The 16,591-nt window shown below is 71.9% G+C and carries 11 protein-coding genes; 4 read left to right on the forward strand and 7 right to left on the reverse strand.

Translation table 11 applies throughout. The features are described from left to right. Positions 1–156: 156 nt before the first annotated feature. Entirely contained in the window at positions 157–1,131 is a 975-nt protein-coding gene (locus AWQ68_RS34135) for a 4-epi-cubebol synthase (protein WP_157546142.1), read from the forward strand. Between the two features lie 125 nt (positions 1,132–1,256). Here the strand turns inward: AWQ68_RS34135 and AWQ68_RS34140 are convergent, their stop codons facing one another. Continuing rightward, on the reverse strand, positions 1,257–3,368 hold the full coding sequence (locus AWQ68_RS34140; protein WP_066948820.1) for an ATP-binding protein: 2,112 nt from the start codon (positions 3,366–3,368) through the stop codon (positions 1,257–1,259). A gap of 220 nt (positions 3,369–3,588) precedes the next feature. On the opposite strand from AWQ68_RS34140, the gene AWQ68_RS43050 reads away from it, so the two are divergent. Continuing rightward, positions 3,589–3,762 carry a hypothetical protein gene (locus tag AWQ68_RS43050; protein ID WP_157530335.1) on the forward strand — a complete coding sequence of 58 codons (174 nt, stop codon included), beginning with the start codon at positions 3,589–3,591 and terminating at the stop codon, positions 3,760–3,762. Positions 3,763–3,772: 10 nt separating this feature from the next. Here AWQ68_RS43050 and AWQ68_RS34145 read toward each other — a convergent pair whose 3' ends face one another. Both AWQ68_RS34145 and AWQ68_RS34150 read right to left on the reverse strand, forming a co-directional pair. Further along, the gene (locus AWQ68_RS34145) at positions 3,773–4,729 is read right to left on the reverse strand and encodes an ABC transporter permease (RefSeq protein ID WP_084464708.1); all 957 of its coding nucleotides are present in this window, start codon (positions 4,727–4,729) and stop codon (positions 3,773–3,775) included. A 19-nt stretch (positions 4,730–4,748) separates the two neighbouring features. Beyond that, on the reverse strand, positions 4,749–7,427 hold the full coding sequence (locus tag AWQ68_RS34150) for an alpha/beta fold hydrolase (protein ID WP_066948824.1): 2,679 nt from the start codon (positions 7,425–7,427) through the stop codon (positions 4,749–4,751). Positions 7,428–7,575: 148 nt separating this feature from the next. On the opposite strand from AWQ68_RS34150, the gene AWQ68_RS34155 reads away from it, so the two are divergent. Continuing rightward, the gene (locus AWQ68_RS34155) at positions 7,576–8,775 is read left to right on the forward strand and encodes a hypothetical protein (RefSeq protein WP_157546145.1); all 1,200 of its coding nucleotides are present in this window, start codon (positions 7,576–7,578) and stop codon (positions 8,773–8,775) included. Here the strand turns inward: AWQ68_RS34155 and AWQ68_RS34160 are convergent. The 3 genes from AWQ68_RS34160 to AWQ68_RS34170 all read right to left on the reverse strand — a co-directional run bounded on the left by AWQ68_RS34160 (position 8,733) and on the right by AWQ68_RS34170 (position 13,081). After that, positions 8,733–9,839 carry a CopD family protein gene (locus tag AWQ68_RS34160; protein WP_218007152.1) on the reverse strand — a complete coding sequence of 369 codons (1,107 nt, stop codon included), beginning with the start codon at positions 9,837–9,839 and terminating at the stop codon, positions 8,733–8,735. The two genes, AWQ68_RS34155 and AWQ68_RS34160, sit on opposite strands and share 43 nt — an antisense overlap. Next, on the reverse strand, positions 9,836–10,456 hold the full coding sequence (locus AWQ68_RS34165; RefSeq protein ID WP_066948829.1) for a copper resistance CopC family protein: 621 nt from the start codon (positions 10,454–10,456) through the stop codon (positions 9,836–9,838). Before AWQ68_RS34165 ends, AWQ68_RS34160 begins: the two co-directional genes overlap by 4 nt. 309 nt (positions 10,457–10,765) lie before the next feature. Then, on the reverse strand, positions 10,766–13,081 hold the full coding sequence (locus AWQ68_RS34170) for a chitinase C-terminal domain-containing protein (protein ID WP_066948832.1): 2,316 nt from the start codon (positions 13,079–13,081) through the stop codon (positions 10,766–10,768). Between the two features lie 379 nt (positions 13,082–13,460). Here AWQ68_RS34170 and AWQ68_RS34175 point away from each other — a divergent pair, with 379 nt between their 5' ends. Further along, complete coding sequence (locus AWQ68_RS34175; protein WP_066948834.1) at positions 13,461–14,726, forward strand: MFS transporter; 1,266 nt, start codon at positions 13,461–13,463, stop codon at positions 14,724–14,726. 22 nt (positions 14,727–14,748) lie between these two features. Here AWQ68_RS34175 and AWQ68_RS34180 read toward each other — a convergent pair whose 3' ends face one another. Continuing rightward, positions 14,749–16,578 (reverse strand): alpha/beta hydrolase, encoded by a 1,830-nt coding sequence (locus AWQ68_RS34180; protein ID WP_169809040.1) that lies wholly within the window; start codon positions 16,576–16,578, stop codon positions 14,749–14,751. Positions 16,579–16,591: the final 13 nt, after the last annotated feature.

Here is a 16,591-nt window from a genome sequence, read left to right on the forward strand (position 1 = left end):
GGGGAACAGCAAGCCCTCATGCAGCTAATGACTGCCTCATGCCGCAAACGGAATGAACCCGCCCCTAACCTCACGAACCTCATGTAGCTCGCGACTGCCCATAAATATCGACGAAAGGTGTAGCGATTTGTTGGTTCGATAGTCATGCTGTTGGGCGTGTCGAATCCATCCCCACTTACCGAAAACAGCCCGCGGCTGCGCATCCCCGAACTGACCTGTCCGTTCCCCAGCGAGGTCAATCCGTACGTCGAGGAAGTGGACAGGGACACGCTGGCCTGGCTGGCCGCGTCCGGGATGATCGAGGGCGCCGACAACCTCGCCCGCTACGGCGCGGCCAGGTACGGGTGGCTGGGAGGGAGAACGTACCCGTACGCGGCGCGGGAGCTGTGCCAGATCGTCACGGACTGGTGCGTGTGGCTCTTCGCCTTCGACGACGTCTTCTGCGAGTCGGACCGGGCGGCGGCCGAGATCGCCAGGGCGCTCCCGCAGTTCATCTCGGTCATCGACGATCTCGGCGACGGAGACCCCGTCGGCAACGTCTTCGCCCGGTCGCTGCTCGAAATCAAGACCAGGATCGCCGCCGCGGGGAACGCCGACCAGCTCGATCGCTGGCGCGCCATGACCAAGGACTACCTCTTCGCCCAGGTCTGGGAGGCGGCCAACCGGGAGCACGACGTCGTCCCCACCTTCGACGACTACATCGTCATGCGCCGCAGGACCGGCGCGATGCTCACGGTCTTCGCGCTGGTCGACGTGGCCGCCGGCGCGTACCTGACCCCCGACGAGTGGCGTCACCCGGACGTGCGGGCCATCACCGAGCACGCGAACGACGTCGTCGTGTGGGACAACGACCTCATCTCCTACGCCAAGGAGCGCTCCGGCCCGAACATCAACAACAACCTCGTCAGCGTGCTGTGCCGGCACAAGGGGTGCTCCACGCAGGAGGCGATGGACCTGATCGGCGTGATGCGGAACGAGGCGGTCGCCGGGATGGTCGCGCTCAGGCCCCGCCTCGACGCCCTCGGCTCGCCCGGCGTCGCCGCGTACGTCAAGGGCCTCGAACGCTGGATCAGCGGCAGCGTGGACTACTCGCTGACCAGCTCCCGCTACGTGACGGCCATGGCCGATTGAGAACCCGCCCGGCTCCCGCAGGGGTGGGACCGCGTCGGTCCCGGCGGTGCGCGCCCGGCATCCATCCCGCCGGCCGCGTCGCCGGGCCACCGCGCTCCCCGTGACCAGCGGGCGGCGGCGCGCCGTCAGTCGGCGGGAGACGGCTCGTCGAACTCGTCCAGCGCGTACTCGATCAGCTCGGTCAGCGAGAGGCGAGTGCCCCTGTTGTACGCGTCCTGGTAGGCGGCGTCGCCGAGGAGCTTCCTGCACTCCTTGACGCACTGCTCGTGCTCGTTCGTGAAGAAGGGCGCCCCGAACTGCGGCAGCCCGAAGGTGCGCCAGTTGGTCTGGGCCGCGCCCAGCAGGTGGGCGGTGTACTCGGGCCGCCCCATCTCCAGGTAGAGCCCGGCCATCACGTCCACGCACAGCACGATGCCGAGGACGTCGTGGAAGTGGCGCTTGATTCGCACGGAAGCCTTGCAGCTCTCCAGCGCCTCGCCGTGGCGGCCAGTGGCCCGCTGGACCTGCGCCGTCGCGTACCACGCGTAGGACCGCAGCCACTGCTCGCCGCGCTCGGTGCACACCTTGACGCAGTCGGTGAGCAGGCCCTCGGCCTCCTCGTAGTCGCCCTGCGCGAACAGGACCATGGACAGCTCGACGATCGCGGGCAGCAGGCCCGGGTTGAGCTCGCGCCCGCCCCGGTGGAACTCGATGGCCACGCCGAGCAGGGCCGTGGCCTTCTTGGCGTCGCCCTGGAGCATGGCGGTCGTGCCCTGCATCTTGGTCGCCAGGATGACGGCCCCGGAGTCGCCGGCCCGCACCGCCTCGTTGCTGCACTCCTCGGCCGCCGCGAGCGCGCCCGGCAGGTCCCCCTGCGCGCTCCGGATGTACGCGAGCACCCACAGGGCCTTGCACCGTTCCTTGCTCGGCACCCGGGACGCCGCGAGCGCCCGCTCCAGATAGACCGCGCCCTCGCGGGCGAACCCGCACGCCACCCAGAGGAACCACAGCGACGACACCAGCTCCAGCCCGACCCTGGCCTCGATCGGGTCGAAGAGGCAGTAGTCGAGCGCGACCCGGATGTTGTCGTGCTCCTGCCGCATGCGCACGTACCACTGCACCTGGCGGGGGCCCGACCAGGAGTGCTCGCCGCGCTGGGCGAGCTCCAGGTAGTGGTCGCGGTGGCGGCGGCGCAGCGCCTCGGTCTCGCCCAGCTTCTCCAGCCACTCGGCGCCGTACTGCCGGAGCGTGTCGATCAGCCGGTACCGGTGGCCGACCGGGGTGGTGAAGCTGAACAGGATCGACTTGTCGACCAGGCCGGAGATCACGTTGAGGATGGTCGCGGCGTCCAGCCCGTCCCCGGCGCAGACGTAACGCGCCGCGTCCAGGTCGAAGTCGCCCGCGAACACCGACAGCCGGGCCCACAGCAGCCGCTCGGCCGGCTCGCACAGCTCGTGGCTCCAGCCGATCGCGGCGCGCAGCGTCTGGTGCCGGGGCAGCGCCGTACGGCTCGCGCCGGCCAGCAGGCTGAACCGGTCGGCGAGGAGCGCGAGGATCTGCTCGACCGACAGCGCGCGCAGCCGTACGGCGGCGAGTTCGATGGCGAGTGGGATGCCGTCGAGCCGCCGGCACAGCTCGGACACGGCCTGCACGTTGCTCTCGTCCACCACGAAGTCGGGCACGACCGCGCTGCCCCGCACGGCGAAGAGCTGCACCGCCTCGTTCGTGTACGGGTTCTCCGAGGGGTCATCGCCCGGTACGGCGAGCGGCGGGACCGCGACCGTGAACTCGCCGGGGGCGTTGAGCGACCGGCGGCTGGTCGCGATGATCCGCAGGTTGGGCGCCCTGGTGAGGAGGTCGTGCGTCAGCTCGGCGCACGCGTCCACCAGGTGCTCGCACGTGTCCAGGATGAGCAGGATCTCGCGGTCGCCCAGCCACTCGGCGAGGGTCTCGGAACCCGCCCGGTGCGACTGGTCGGCGATGCCCAGCGACGCGGTGATCGTGTGCTGGACCATGCCGGCGTCCTGCAGCCGCGCGAGATCGGCGTACCAGACGCCGTCCTTGAACTCCTGGCGCATCAGATGGGCGATGCGCAGGGCCGTGCGGGACTTGCCCACACCTCCGATCCCGGTCACGGTGACCAGTCGGGAGTCGTGCAGTCGCTGTCTGATGGTGGTGAGAAGCCTGGTCCGGCCCACGAAGCTGGTCAGCTCCGCGGGCAGGTTGCCCTCTCGACGCCATCCTGATGGCGTTGCCATACCGCCTCACGGGGGTCGCGTCCGGCCTGCTACCTGTTTCCGCGTCGTACCTTTGCTGAGGGTTGAATGTTTGGGTCGGGGATCTTCGAATCCCACCTTTGCGGGAAATCGCCGCTCAGCGTGGTTCGTACGGGATTACCGTGATTTGTCGCCCCCAGTGCGCGGTGGCGACGTGCGAGCGGGACCCGCGCCCGGCGGCCGCGCCGGTTAACATCGTCATGTGACTGAGCGGCATCCGGATGACATGCGGCCGGTGGACCTCTTCGACGAGGGTCTGTCGGTGCTGCCTGACCAGACCAGCGACGACACCGACCTCGGCTGGGGCGAGTGGCGCGGCGACGCCGAGTCCGACGACGCGCGACTGATCGAGGAACGCCCCCCGCACTGGGACTAGTCGGTGCGGGTCAGGACACCACGTCCTTGGCCCGGAACCGCCGGAAGGCGAACGCGACGAGGATCACCGAGTACGTCACGGACACGGCGACGCCCTTGATCATCCCGCTGTAGTCGGGGTCGGGGGAGAGCGCGTCGGTCCAGGCGTTGTTCCAGAACGTGGGCAGGAACTCGCGGATGGAGCCCAGGGCCTCCACCGCCTGCAGGATGCTGCTCACGATCACCAGCCCGACCGCGCCGCCGACCGCGCCCAGGGGCGAGTCCGTGCCGACCGACAGCAGGAACGCGACGGCCGCCACGACGAGCTGGCTCACCAGCGCGTAGGCCACCACGACGGCGAACCTCGGCAGCACGTCCCCGGCCGGGATCGTCTCGCCGGTGCCCGGCACCTGGATGTCGTTCCAGCCGAAGACGACCGTGCCCGCGAGCAGCGCCATCAGCGGCAGCACGGTCACCGCGGCGGCCGAGTACGCCATCGCGACGACGAGCTTCTGCCGCAGCAGCCGGTCGCGCGGCACCGGGGCGGCGAGCAGGTAGCGCAGCGACGACCAGCTCGCCTCGCTCGCCACCGTGTCGCCGCAGAACAGCGCCACCGCGACGACCAGCAGGAAGTTCGCGGAGACCGACAGGGCGAAGGCGGCGAAGTTCAGCCCGCCCTGGGTGGCGAGGTCGGACAGCCGCATACCGCCGCCCTGCCCGCCTCCGGGCCCCGGGCCGAACTGGAACGCCACCACCAGGACCCACGGGAGCGCGAGCAGCAGCCCGAACATCGCCATCGTCCTGCGGCGCCGGAGCTGGCGGACGAACTCCACCCGCAGCGACAGCGTCCGGCCTGGCGCGTACCCCGGCGCCGCCCCCGACGTCCGCGTCGAGGACGCCGGAGGCCCGCCCGGAGAGGTCACCACGCCGCCGGCCGAGGCCGCGGGCGTGTTCGCCGGGGCGGACGCCCCGTCACCGTTCAGGCTCATCTGAGCCCTCCCTTCAGGCTCAACGCGCCTCTCCGATCAGGTCCAGGAAGACGTCCTCCAGCCGGGGGCCGGGGCCGTCCGAGGGGGAGTGGGTGCCGAGCAGCTCGGCGACCGGTCCCTGGAAGACGAGCTGTCCGCGCCGCATGACCACCACGTGCGTACACGCCTGCTCGACCTCGGCGAGCAGGTGGCTGGAGACGATGACCGTGCGGCCTCCCTCGGCGTACGCCTTGAGCACGGCGCGCATCTCGGCGATCTGCGGTGGGTCCAGCCCGTTGGTGGGCTCGTCGAGCACGAGCAGGTCGGGCAGGCCGAGCATCGCCTGGGCGATGGCGAGCCGCTGGCGCATCCCCTGCGAGTAGGTGCGCACCGCCCGGTCCAGCGCCGCCCCGAGCCCGGCGATCTCCAGCGCCTCGTCCAGGTGGGCGTCCTCGGCGGGGCGTCCCGTGGCCTGCCAGTAGAGCTCCAGGTTGGCCCGGCCGGTGAGGTGCGGGAGGAACCCGGGCCCCTCCACGAACGATCCGAGCCGCGACAGGACCGGAGCGCCGGGGACCACCCGGCGGCCGAAGATGTGGATCTCGCCCTCGTCCGGGTGGATCAGGCCCATCATCATCCGCATCGTGGTGGTCTTGCCCGCGCCGTTCGGTCCGAGAAGGCCCAGGACCTGGCCCTTCTCCACCTGGAAGGAGAGGTCGTCCACCGCCTTCTCGCCGTTGCGGTAGCGCTTGGTCAGCCCGGTGATCCGCAGCGGAGCGCCGTCGCCGTCCTCGCGCTCGTCGGCGGGAGCCGTACGGCGGCGGCCGGCGAGGAGGAGCGCCGCCGCGACCACGATCGCGGCCAGCGGGGCGGCCCATGTCCACCAGGCCGGCCCCGTCGCGGGCGTGACCAGCGACGCGTCGTCGGGGAGCGAGACGGTCCCGCCGGCGAGGCCCACCCGGTACGCGGCGGGCGCGGACGGCGTGGCGTACCCCATGTCGGTGGTCGTCAGCACGACCCGCAGCCGGTGGCCCGCGTCGAAGCGCCGGTCGATCGCGGGGAGCGTGACGGTCGCCTCCGCGCCGGACTCCGACGCGGTGACGCGCAGCGGCGCCACCAGGCTCGACGGCAGCACGGCGAGCCGTCCGCCGCTCGCGTCGTAGAGCTTGGCGAACAGGGTGACCTCGCCCGTGCCGTACACCTTGATCCGCACGGTGGGGGCGCCGGTGACGTGGACCGGCGCGGCGAGCGGCGCGGACTCGAACACCGCGGCCTGCCCGGGGACGTCCACGGAGACACCGGGGTTGGCGCTCGCGCCGCCGAGCAGGCTCATCCCCGGCACGATCGAGACGGACGCAGGGGAGCCGCCGGGCGGGTTCGCGATCTCCTGCACCGGGCCGATGACCGGCACCTCGGTCCGCGAGGCGCCTCCCAGACCGGGGTACGAGGGCGCGCTCGCGTGGACCACGAGGGAGCGGCGGGTGCCGGGGTCCCGGCCGCCGTCGCGCGACACCGTGAAGCCCTCGACCCCCTCGACGTCCCCGGCGGGCGCCGAGGCGGTCGCGGTGCCCTCGGGCGTGGCGGCCTTCACGGCGTCGCCGGGCGTGCCGGCATCGGCGGTGGTCCGGCCGGCGCGCACGCCGGGGACGGGAGAGTCCTTGAGCCAGCGGTCGAGCCACGCCGTGGTGCGCTCCTCCACCCATTCGGTGTCGCTGTCGGACCCGCCGCCGTCGTGTCCGCCGCTGATCCAGGCGACCTCCACCGGCGCGCCGGTCGCGGCGATCGCCCGGGCGTTGGCGTCCGCGTGCCCCAACGGGAACAGCGAGTCGCGCTGACCCTGGATCAGCAGGGTCGGGATCCTGATCCGGCCGGCCACCGACACCGGGCTCGACGCGCGCAGCAGCTTCACCGCCTCGGGCGTCGCCCGGCCGGTCTCCGCGACGGTCAGGTACATGTCGCAGATCTCGGCCAGGAAGCGGCCGCACTGGGCCTGACGGGAGGCTCCCTGCGCCGCGGGCGCACCGGAGCCGCCGCCGGCCAGGGCGGCCAGCCCGCCCGGCGCGCCGCCGGGCAGGGCGCTGCCGCCCGAGCTGAAGAAGAGACCGGCCCACATCTTCTTGAACACGCCGTGCTCGGGCCCCTGCCCGGTGGACTCGGGGAAGAGCGCGTCGGCGAGGTCGTACCAGGTGATCTGCGGCACGATGGCGTCGATCCTGGTGTCGTAGGCGGCGGCCATCAGGGCGATCGCCCCGCCGTACGAGCCGCCCGCGATGCCCACCCGGGGGTCGCCGTCGGCGTCGAGCCGCACCTCCGGGCGGCGGGCGAGCCAGTCGACCAGCGCCCGCACGTCCTTCACCTCGTAGTCCGGCGAGTTCAGCGCGATCTCGCCGGTGGAGCGCCCGAACCCGCGGGCCGACCAGGTCAGTACGGCATAGCCGCGCCCGGCCAGCCGGGCCGCCTCGTCCCGCAGGTCGTCCTTGCTGCCGCCGAAGCCGTGGGCGAGGAGCACGGCCGGGGCCCGGCCGCCGGTGGCGGGCGGGAAGTAGGCGGCGTCCAGCGTCACGTGCTGGTCGTCGGCGGGTCCGTCCACGACGGAGATGGCCACGTCCTGCCCGCGTACCCGCGGCTCGGACGGCCACAGGTACCAGGTGAGGCCGCCCGCGACCACCAGCGCGAGCGCCACCAGTGCGGCAAGGGCGCGCCGCCCACCCCGAAACGTCATGCCCGGGAGCCTACTCAGGCCGTCCTGAGAACCGGCTGAGACGCCCGGCCCGGCGGGGCCGTCCGAGCCGGTCCCCGGCCGGATATCCAGGAGGTATCCGGGTTGTCCCCGATTGCGTAGCGGGTGAGCGGACGGCATCATTTCGCGCGTGATTGGAACGCTCAGGCAAACACCTCATCGGATCCTCGACTGGGCCCTCCCGTACTGGACCAGAGGGGAGGCCGGCAGGGAGACTCCGGCGGAACTGTTCCGGGTCCTCTACCTCGGCTGGTTGACGGCGTTCGTCCTGAAGGTGCTGGGGGCGTCCTGGGACGTGTCCTGGCACTTCCGCTGGCTGCGCGACGACCTGGCCCCGCCGCACCTGCTCAACACGGTCGGCACGGTCATCGCCGTCGGGCTGACCATCGTCCACTGGTACACCGGTTACGGCGTGGACCGCCTGGCCTCCAGGCTGATCGTGTGGGGCACGGGCGTCTTCCTCATCGCGATCCCGCTCGACCTGATCAACCACCGCGTCAACGGCCTCGACATCACCGCGTGGAGCCCCTCGCACGCGCTGCTGTTCATCGGCAGCGGGCTGATGATCGCCGGGGTGACCCGGGGGTGGTGGCTCGGCGCGCCGCGCGGCGACGCGCGGACCGAGCGGCGGCGCACCCTGGTCCTCGGCGCGCTGTTCGTCTTCTTCCTGGAGAACCTGCACTTCCCCGCCCAGCAGCAGGAGTACGGCGTGCTGGAGATCGCCTCCTGGGACCGCGGCGATCCGTACGCGGAGCCGAGCCTGCTGGCGTTCGCCGCCAACCAGCTCGGCCGCGCGGTGGACCGGGAGATGATCGTCAGGTTCTCGCTGCCGGTGCCCGACCTGCTCTACCCGCTTTGGGTCGGAGTGGCGGGCATGCTCATCCTGGTCATCGCCCGCCACATGGTCGGGCGGACGTGGACGGCCACGGCCGTCGCGGGCGCGTACGTCGCCTACCGCGCGCTGGTCTGGCCGCTCTTCGTCGGGATGGGTTTCCCGGCCTCGGCCATCCCGTTCTTCTTCGTGCTCGCCGCCGTCGGTGTGGACCTCGCCTTCATGGGCTGCCTCCCGCTGGGCGACACGATGGCCGCTCGCCTGGTCCGGCCCGTGCTCGGCGCCGCCCTGGCCACGGCGGGCGTCTACGGCGGCCTCGCGGTGCAGGGCCACTATCTCGCCGCGCCGCCGTACCCGGTGGACTCGTGGCCGCTCGCGGGCGGCCTTCTCCTCGCGGTCTGGATCGTCGCCGAGATCGTCGCCTGGAAGTACCGCCTGCGCGACGGCGATCGGGATCAGGCGACGGGCGCGCGGGTCAGCGCCACCGCCACGCCGTAGGCGAGGCCCATGACGGCGAGTTCGAACGCCACCCAGGCGGCGAACGCCGTCGGGGCCCGCCGGCTGATCGCGGGCAGCAGCCGCCAGCGGATGTTGCCCCCGAGCAGCGCCACCGCACCGACGAAAAGGATCTTCGCGACGACGAGCCGGCCGTAGCCGGTGGTCACCAGCGAGAGCGGGAACTCCTGGCCCGGCGTCAGCAGCAGCTCGACCACTCCGTTGAAGAGGCCGGTGAGGCCGACGACGAGCAGCGCCGCCGTCGCCAGCCGGGAGAAGCGCGGCAGCGTCGCCGCGAGCAGGTCGCGGTTGCCCGCGAGCAGCACGGCCAGCGCGAGCAGGCCCCCGACCCACGCGGCGGAGCCGATGACGTGCAGCTCCATCGAGACCATGCTCAGGTCGTGCCAGTACCAGTTGGAGGCGTGACCGGTCACCGGCAGCGGCAGCAGGCCGAACGCCGCCACCAGCACGCGGAACTCGGCCGGGACCTTCTCGCCGAACCTGACCGCCAGCATGCCGACGGCGGCGCTGACCATCGCGCTGGACGCGCTCACGATCAGCCCCTGGCCGGAGCCGATCCGCTCGACGAACTCGGCCACGTCGGGCGCCTGGCCGGGGTTCAGCTCGGCCGCGCTCAGCACGGTGGACACGAGCGCGGACGCGGCCCACACCAGCGCCGACAGCACCGCCCAGTGCCGCGCCCGCGAGGCGACCGGCTCGGTGCGCTCCGGATCGCCGAAGCCGAGCAGCTTGGGCAGCAGGCTGAGCCCGACGGTCGCGGTCGCGGCCACGTCGAGGACCAGCCGCATGACGGGCAGGCCGAAGTCGACCAGGGGGCTGGGCATCACGATGCCCTGCGCGGCCTTCGGGAGGGTCAGCCAGGTCGAGACCAGCGCGGTGAGCAGCCCCGCGAAGGTGAGCGCGGCGACGGCCAGCCTGGGGCGGGCCACCGGCTCCGTACTCACCGTGCTTTCCGGGCTCTCCAGGCTCTCCGTGCTTTCCGGGGTCTCCGTGCTTTCCGGGGTCTCGGTGCTCTGCGGGCTCTCGGCGGCTCCGGTCGCGGTCACGCCGCGCCTCGCAGCCTGCGGTCGTGCCGGACGAGCACGTACGCGGACAGGGCGAGCAGCGCGGCGGCGACGACGAGCAGACCCCACACCCAGCCACCGGACGAGCTCTGCGCGGCGAGGTCGGCGGCCGAGGCGGCGGAGCCGGGCTCCCCTCCGGCGGCCGGGGGCAGCGGGTCGCCCGCCGCCGGAGTCGAGGCCGCCGAGGGGGACGGCGTGGGCTCGGCCGAGGGGGAGGACTGCCCGGCGGCCGGTCCGGCCGCGGTCAGCGTGAAGGTGATCGTTCCGGTGACCGGGTGGCCGTCGTTCGACACGACGCGATAGCCGATCGTGTACGCGCCGGCCGGGCCGAGCGGAGCCAGGCCGACCGAGACGTCGTTCCCCTTCGTCGCGATCTCACCTTGCGCGTACTCGGCCCCGTCGGGACCGGTGACCGCGATGCGCGCGAAGTCCCGGCGTACGGGCTGGTCGAACTTCAGCGTGATCCGCTCCGGAGCGGTGGAGACCTGGGCGCCGTCCTTGGGGTCGCTGCCGACCAGCACGTTGTGCGCCTGCGCCGGCGCCGCGACGCCCAGCAGAGCGGCGCAGGCGAGCAGCAGGACCGTGAGTAGCCGCCTCACCGATGATGACCTTCCATTGGATGCTTCCTGACCCAGACATGGTCCCACCTGTCCGGCACCGGTACGGCTCCCGCCGGGTCGGCGGAAGCCCGCATCCCCTGTGGCGTCGCCCTCGGAGAACGAGCAAAAGTTCCGGCGGGCCCACCGCGGCTCGCGGCCTGGCGGCGCAGGGGCCGCCGGAGAAGGGAAAAGTCCCCGGGCCGCGTGTGGGGGGCGTACGGATCACGCGGCCCGGGGAGGTCAGGAGGGTTCCCGGAGCCGGCGGGGCTCCGGGAACGGGTCTCTGCCGGGAGGTTCGGCGGGGGCAGGTCAGCAGGCGCCGAGGTCCGTCCAGACGCCCCAGTCGCCGGTGGTCCCCGGCTCCTCGTTCTGCGTCCACCACTTGGCCTGCCACTTGTGGCCCTTGTGGGAGACCTGCTGGCCGCCCGTGTAGACCGTGCCGGACGCCCACGCGGGCGCGGTGCACGCGCCGCCGCTCGGAGACGCACTGGGGGAGGCGCTGGGGGAGGCACTGGGCGACGCGCTGGGGGAGGCGCTCGGGCTGGGGGACGTGCCGCCCCGGGCGTTCTCGAAGGCCAGGCCGTACGTCTTGCCGCCGAAGGTCAGCGTGAAGTTCGCCGGGCCGGGGGCGGGCAGGTAGTAGACGTAGTCCAGCGTGACCGACGCGCCCGGCGCGAGCGACTGCCAGGTGGGGATCTTCACCGAGACCCGGTGGAAGTCGCCCTTGAGGCCGCCGACGTTGCTGCCGGTGTGCCCGCTGCTGATCACCTGTAGCCCGAACCCGGACTGGTCCTTGGCGTTGTTCGGCGCGGACGTCGCGTAGTCCCACTGGAACTCGGCCCCGCCGGGGATCGTCGTCTGCGAGTTGTTGGTGATCTTCAGCTTGGGGTTGATCGGGTAGTTGCTGTCGCCGACGGGGAACCCGGTCGCCTCGACCGTGACGTTCAGCTTCTCGGCCGGGATGTTCACCTTCGCCATGGTCGCCCCGTACGGCGCGGCCGTCTTGAGCGTGTCGTAGGCGAGGGTCGTCAGCGTGTCGCCCATGAAGTACTCGGAGCCGGTCCACCGGTAGTCGCCGGCCAGCTCCCAGATCATGACACCGCCGAGGCCCTTGTCCTTGACGTAGTTCGCCTTCACGCCGATCGACTGCTCGTCCTCGGTGGACAGGAACACCTTCTTGGCCGAGTTCCACAGCCAGGGCGCGGCCATCGTGGAGTCGTAGTAGCGGGTGTAGGTGCCCGTCATCCGGTCCTCGGGGTCGTTCGCCGGGTCCAGGCCGTAGGCCGCGCCGTACGAGCCGGTGATGCCCTTCTCCAGGTTCTTGGCGTGCCACATCGGGTTGGAGCCGGCGCCGACCTCCTTGCCGTTCTCCTCGTCGTGCCAGAGGTTGTCCACGCCGCGCGCGCCGTCGCCGCACGTCGTCAGCCCGATGGGGCAGTTCGAGCCGTTCGACGTGCCCCACAGGCCGTTGGTGCCGCCGTTGACGTTCTTCCAGCCGCGCGTGTAGTACGGCACGCCGATGTTGATCCGCCCGGCCGGCATCGCGCCGCGGAAGTAGTGGTAGGCCCAGTCGGTGTTGAGGTAGCCGATGCCGCCGTACTGCGAGGTGGTGTACACGCCCCACTTGGCGAGTTCGGCGTCCTTGCCGTCGTCGTACAGCGCGGCGTTGGGCCCGACGAACTCGTTCCACGCGCCGTGCAGGTCGTACGACATGATGTCGACGTAGTCGAGGTACTGGGCGACCTGGAAGGTCTCCATGCCGCGCAGCAGGTAGCCGGAGGCGGGCGTGGCGACGGTGAGCATGTAGTACTTGCCGTCGGCGGCGGAGGCCCGGTCGAGCTTCTCGCGCAGCGTCTTCATCAGCGCCGCGTACCCCTTCATGAGGTTCGCCCGGCGCGCGTTGGCGACGGTCCAGTCGAGCGGGTTGCCCGCGTCCTTCATGGAGGTCGGGTACTCGTAGTCGATGTCCACGCCGTTGAAGCCGTAGTCGCGCACGAACTTCACCGCCGAGTCGGCGAAGGTGTCAATACCGGCCTGGTTGACCGAGCCGTTGGCGTTGACGGTCATGGTGTAGAAGCCGCCGGAGGCGACCCGGCCGTTCCCTTCCAGGTAGCCGCCGGTCTCGGCCCAGCCGCCCACGCTGATCAGCGTCTTGGCGTGCGGGTTGACCTTCTTGTACTTGTTGAGCAGGTTGAAGTGCCCCTTGTACGGCAGCGCAGGGTCGAGCTCGGCTCCGGCCACGCCCGGCCACTCCATGCCGGTCGCCGGGTTGTCCGGGCCGTTCGCGCCGACCGAGATCTTGTTGTCCGAACCGACGTGCGCGAAGGCGTAGTTGATGTGCGTGATCTTGCTCCACGGGATGTCCTTGGCCAGGTAGGACGGCTGGCCGTGCTTCCCGTCACGCCACCCGGTGAAGTAGCCGATGATCCGGCGCGGGTGGTCGGAGCCCATCTTCTCCCGCCCGGCCTCGTCGTAGACCAGGCAGTACGGAACGTCCACACCGGGCGTCCGGTAGAGGCCGTCGGGGCGGCAGGTCTCGTTGTCGGCCGCCGCGGCCGCCGCTCCGGTGAGCGCGCCGGCGACGAGGGCGAGGGACGCTCCGGCCGCCGCCAGCACCGTCCGCACACGCGGACGGGTGGGTTTCGGGGCGGAAGCGGCCGGAGGTACGGCGGGCGATCGGGATGAGGACGGTCGGGAAGAGAACACGGGCGGGCCACCTCCATAGGCGACAGGACTTCGTGCGCACCCCGCCCCCAGGGGTCTCGATCTGGAAGTTAGGTCCTCCGGCCTGGGCGGTCAATGCTCTCTTTTAGGAAAGTTTCCAAAAAGATAACCTGTGGCCGGTTGCCCTGGCACCGCCGGACGTCCCCGCCGGTCCCGCTGTTCTGCGGCCTCATGTGACCGAGCGCCGTAGTCGGCCCGTCTGGTGGGTGCTCTACGTATTCACCTGTTCTGGGCTGAGGCGTAGCATCCGAGCACCCCTCACTTTCGGGAATGGACGCCCATGAACGTCACCGACCAGGCCTCCGACCTTCCTGCCGCCCTCGCCGAACCGGTACGGCGAGTGGGGCCACGCTGGATCACCTTCATCTCCCTCGGGAACCTCGTCCTCTGGATGGGCTATTTCGGACCGCTGCAGGTGCTCCTCCCCGAGCAGGTCGGCGAGATCGCCCCCGGCAACAAGGAAGCCGCCCTCGCCGTGGTCACCGGGATCGGCGCGGCGGCCGCTTTGATCGCCAACCCGATCGCCGGCGCGCTGTCGGACCGTACGGCGAGCAGGTTCGGGCGGCGGCACCCGTGGACGCTGCTCGGCGCGCTGCTCGGCTGTCTCGGACTGCTGTTCCTGTCCACGCAGAACACGGTCGCCGGAGTGGCCCTGGGCTGGTGCCTGGCGCAGATCGGACTCAACTCCCTGCAGGCCGCGCTGTCCGCCGGGGTTCCCGACCACGTGCCGGTCAGCCAGCGTGGTGGCGTGTCCGGATGGATCGGCCTCACGCAGTCGGTCGGCGTCGTGGTCGGCGTGGGGCTCGTGACCATGGTCGCGACCGGAGTCACGTCCGGATATCTGCTGATCGGCCTGATCCTCCCGGTGTGCGTGCTGCCGTTCGTGCTGACGACCAGCGATCCTGTCCTCCCGCGCGAGCACCGCCCGTCCTTCACGCTCAAGCACTTCTGGATCAGCCCGAGGAGGCACCCCGACTTCGCCTGGGCGTGGGTCACCCGGTTCCTCATGAGCCTCGGCAACGCGATGGCACTGCTGTACCTGCTGTACTTCCTCACCGACGCGGTCGGCTACGAGCGGCTGTTTCCCGGGGAGAGGGCGAGCGACGGCCTGTTCCTGCTGATCCTGATCTACACCGGGGCCGTGGTCCTGACCGCCGTGCTCGCCGGGATGCTCTCCGACCGGCTGGGCAGGCGGAAGCTCCTGGTCACGATCGCCGGCACGATCAGCGCGGTCCCGGCGGTCATGCTCGCGCTCTGGCCGCAGTGGCACGTGACGTTGGCCGGGGCGCTGATCCTCGGCATCGGCTTCGGCGCGTACTTCGCGGTGGACAACGCCCTCATCACTCAGGTCCTCCCGGCCGCGGATGGCCGGGGCAAGGACCTCGGGCTGATCAACATCGCCAACTCCGGGCCGCAGGTGCTCGGGCCGGTGCTCGCGGGCCCGATCGTCGCCGGCTTCGGCGGGTACACCGTGCTCTACCTGACCGCGGGCGGGCTCACCCTGCTCGGCGCCGTCCTCGTCTGGAAGATCAGGAGCGTCCCCTAGGAGGCCCGCCTTCGGCGGTGGGTCAGGCGAGCGCCCAGCCGTACATCCAGGTGAGGAAGACGAGACCGGTCATCACGGGGACGATGTCGGCCGAGGCGGCGCGCAGCCGGAACGCGGCGATGATCGACAACACCATGGAGGCCGCCGCGAGCAGGCCGTACCAGGCGATCGCCGGAGGAAGGCCGATGGCGAACACGATGTCGTCGGGCACGCCGGTGACGCTCAGCGCGGTCAGACCGGCGAAGGCGAGCCCGGTCAGCCCGGCCAGCGCGCGCACCGCGCCGCCGCCCCGGCGGCGCACCAGCGCGACGAGCCCGGCCGCGAGCTGCGCCGCCGCCACGAGCACGAAGACCGCGAGTGGGGCGATCAGCGCCGGCGACTGCGAGATCCGGTACGGCGCGGCCGTCAGGTGCAGGTCACCCGGCCGGACCAGGGCGGAGGCGCCCGCGCCCGGATCGCACACCGCTCCCGCGGAACCGGCCGCGGGCGCGCCGGAGGCGGCCGAGGTGGGCGCGTCGAGGAACGCGGAGATCGTACGGCGTCCGCACTCGCTCGCCAGGAACACTCCGTGCCCGACGCCCGCGAACTCGGCGAACCGGGCGGTCGGGATGTCGTCCGCGGCCGCCCGCGCGCTCTCCGGCGGCGTGGTCGGGTCGTACTGCCCGCCGAGGACCAGGGTCGGCGCCTCGACGGGGCCGGACTCGTCCAAGCTGCGGGGCAGGTGCCAGGCGGCGCACACGGCGGCGTCCGCGACGCCGGTGAACAGCCGCGGCCCGGCAGTGGCGGCGAACGTGTTGAACGGCACCTCGTCCTGGCACTGGACCGCGTAGTACAGGCCCCAGTCGTGCGAGGTCAGCGCGTCGCCCGCCGCGTCGACGACCGGCCGGAGCAGCTCCGTCCTGCCGTCCGCGAGCGCGTCCACGAGCGCGGGGACCAGCGGGAGGAACTCCGTCTCCCGCATGGCCTCGCCGAGGATCGTCGCGATGTCGTCGCCGGTCAGCCGCACGTCGATCCGCTTGCGGGTCAGCGGATCCTTCGTCTGGTACGCGGCCGGGGCGGCGTTGTACCGGGCCAGCATCTCGTCGAACCGGCCCGCCGCGCCCAGCTTGGTCAGCGTCGCCCGCAGGTCGGGCGCGGCGTCGTCGTACCAGTTGACCTGGGCGGGGAGGAACGAGTCGAGCACCAGGGCGCGGGTGCCGCGCGGGTCCCTGGCGGCGGCCTCCGCCATCGTGCGGGTGGAGTAGCTGACGCCCATCAGGTTCCACTGCTCGTAGCCGAGCGCCGCGCGCAGGTCCGCCACGTCGGTGGCGATCTCCTCGGTGCGGTAGCCGCGCAGGTCGATCCCCTCGGCCTGGTAACGGCTCTGGCAGGCCAGCGCGCCCTGCCGGACGGGCGCGGTCTCCTCCGCCGTCGCCGTGGGCTTCTTCAGCGTCTCGACCAGGCCGCGCACCACCTCCGGGCAGGCCAGCGAGGGCTCCGAGTAGCGGCTGCCCCGCTGCTCGACGACGACCACGTCCCGGTCCGGGAACATCTGCGTCAGGAAGCCGACGAGCCGCAGCGACGGCGACCCGGGGCCGCCGCTGGAGTACGCCACGGGGTCGGGCCTGCGCTGCGGCGAGGTCGATCGGTGGACGGCGTAGCCCACCCGGATCGTCCTGCTGCCCGGCACGTCACGCCGCTCGGGCACGAGCAGGTAACCGCAGGTCGTGCCCGCCGGAACCGCGACCGGGCACGGCCGCTCCTCGGTCCCCGCGGCCCGCTCGGCGGCGTGCGCCATGCGGGGGCCGCCGATGAGAACCGTAACGATCGCCGCCATGAGCGCCGTGACGGCCGCTCCACGCCAACCCCGCAACCGTCCGCTCCGT

Source organism: Microtetraspora fusca, assembly GCF_001570365.1.
Taxonomy (GTDB): Bacteria; Actinomycetota; Actinomycetes; order Streptosporangiales; family Streptosporangiaceae; genus Microtetraspora; species Microtetraspora fusca.

Coding starts and splice junctions, on each gene's coding strand:
- AWQ68_RS34140 (WP_066948820.1), bottom strand. CDS start 3,368: ATGGCAACGCCATCAGGATGGCGTCGAGAGGGCAACCTGCCCGCGGAG.
- AWQ68_RS34145 (WP_084464708.1), bottom strand. CDS start 4,729: ATGAGCCTGAACGGTGACGGGGCGTCCGCCCCGGCGAACACGCCCGCG.
- AWQ68_RS34150 (WP_066948824.1), bottom strand. CDS start 7,427: ATGACGTTTCGGGGTGGGCGGCGCGCCCTTGCCGCACTGGTGGCGCTC.
- AWQ68_RS34175 (WP_066948834.1), top strand. CDS start 13,461: ATGAACGTCACCGACCAGGCCTCCGACCTTCCTGCCGCCCTCGCCGAA.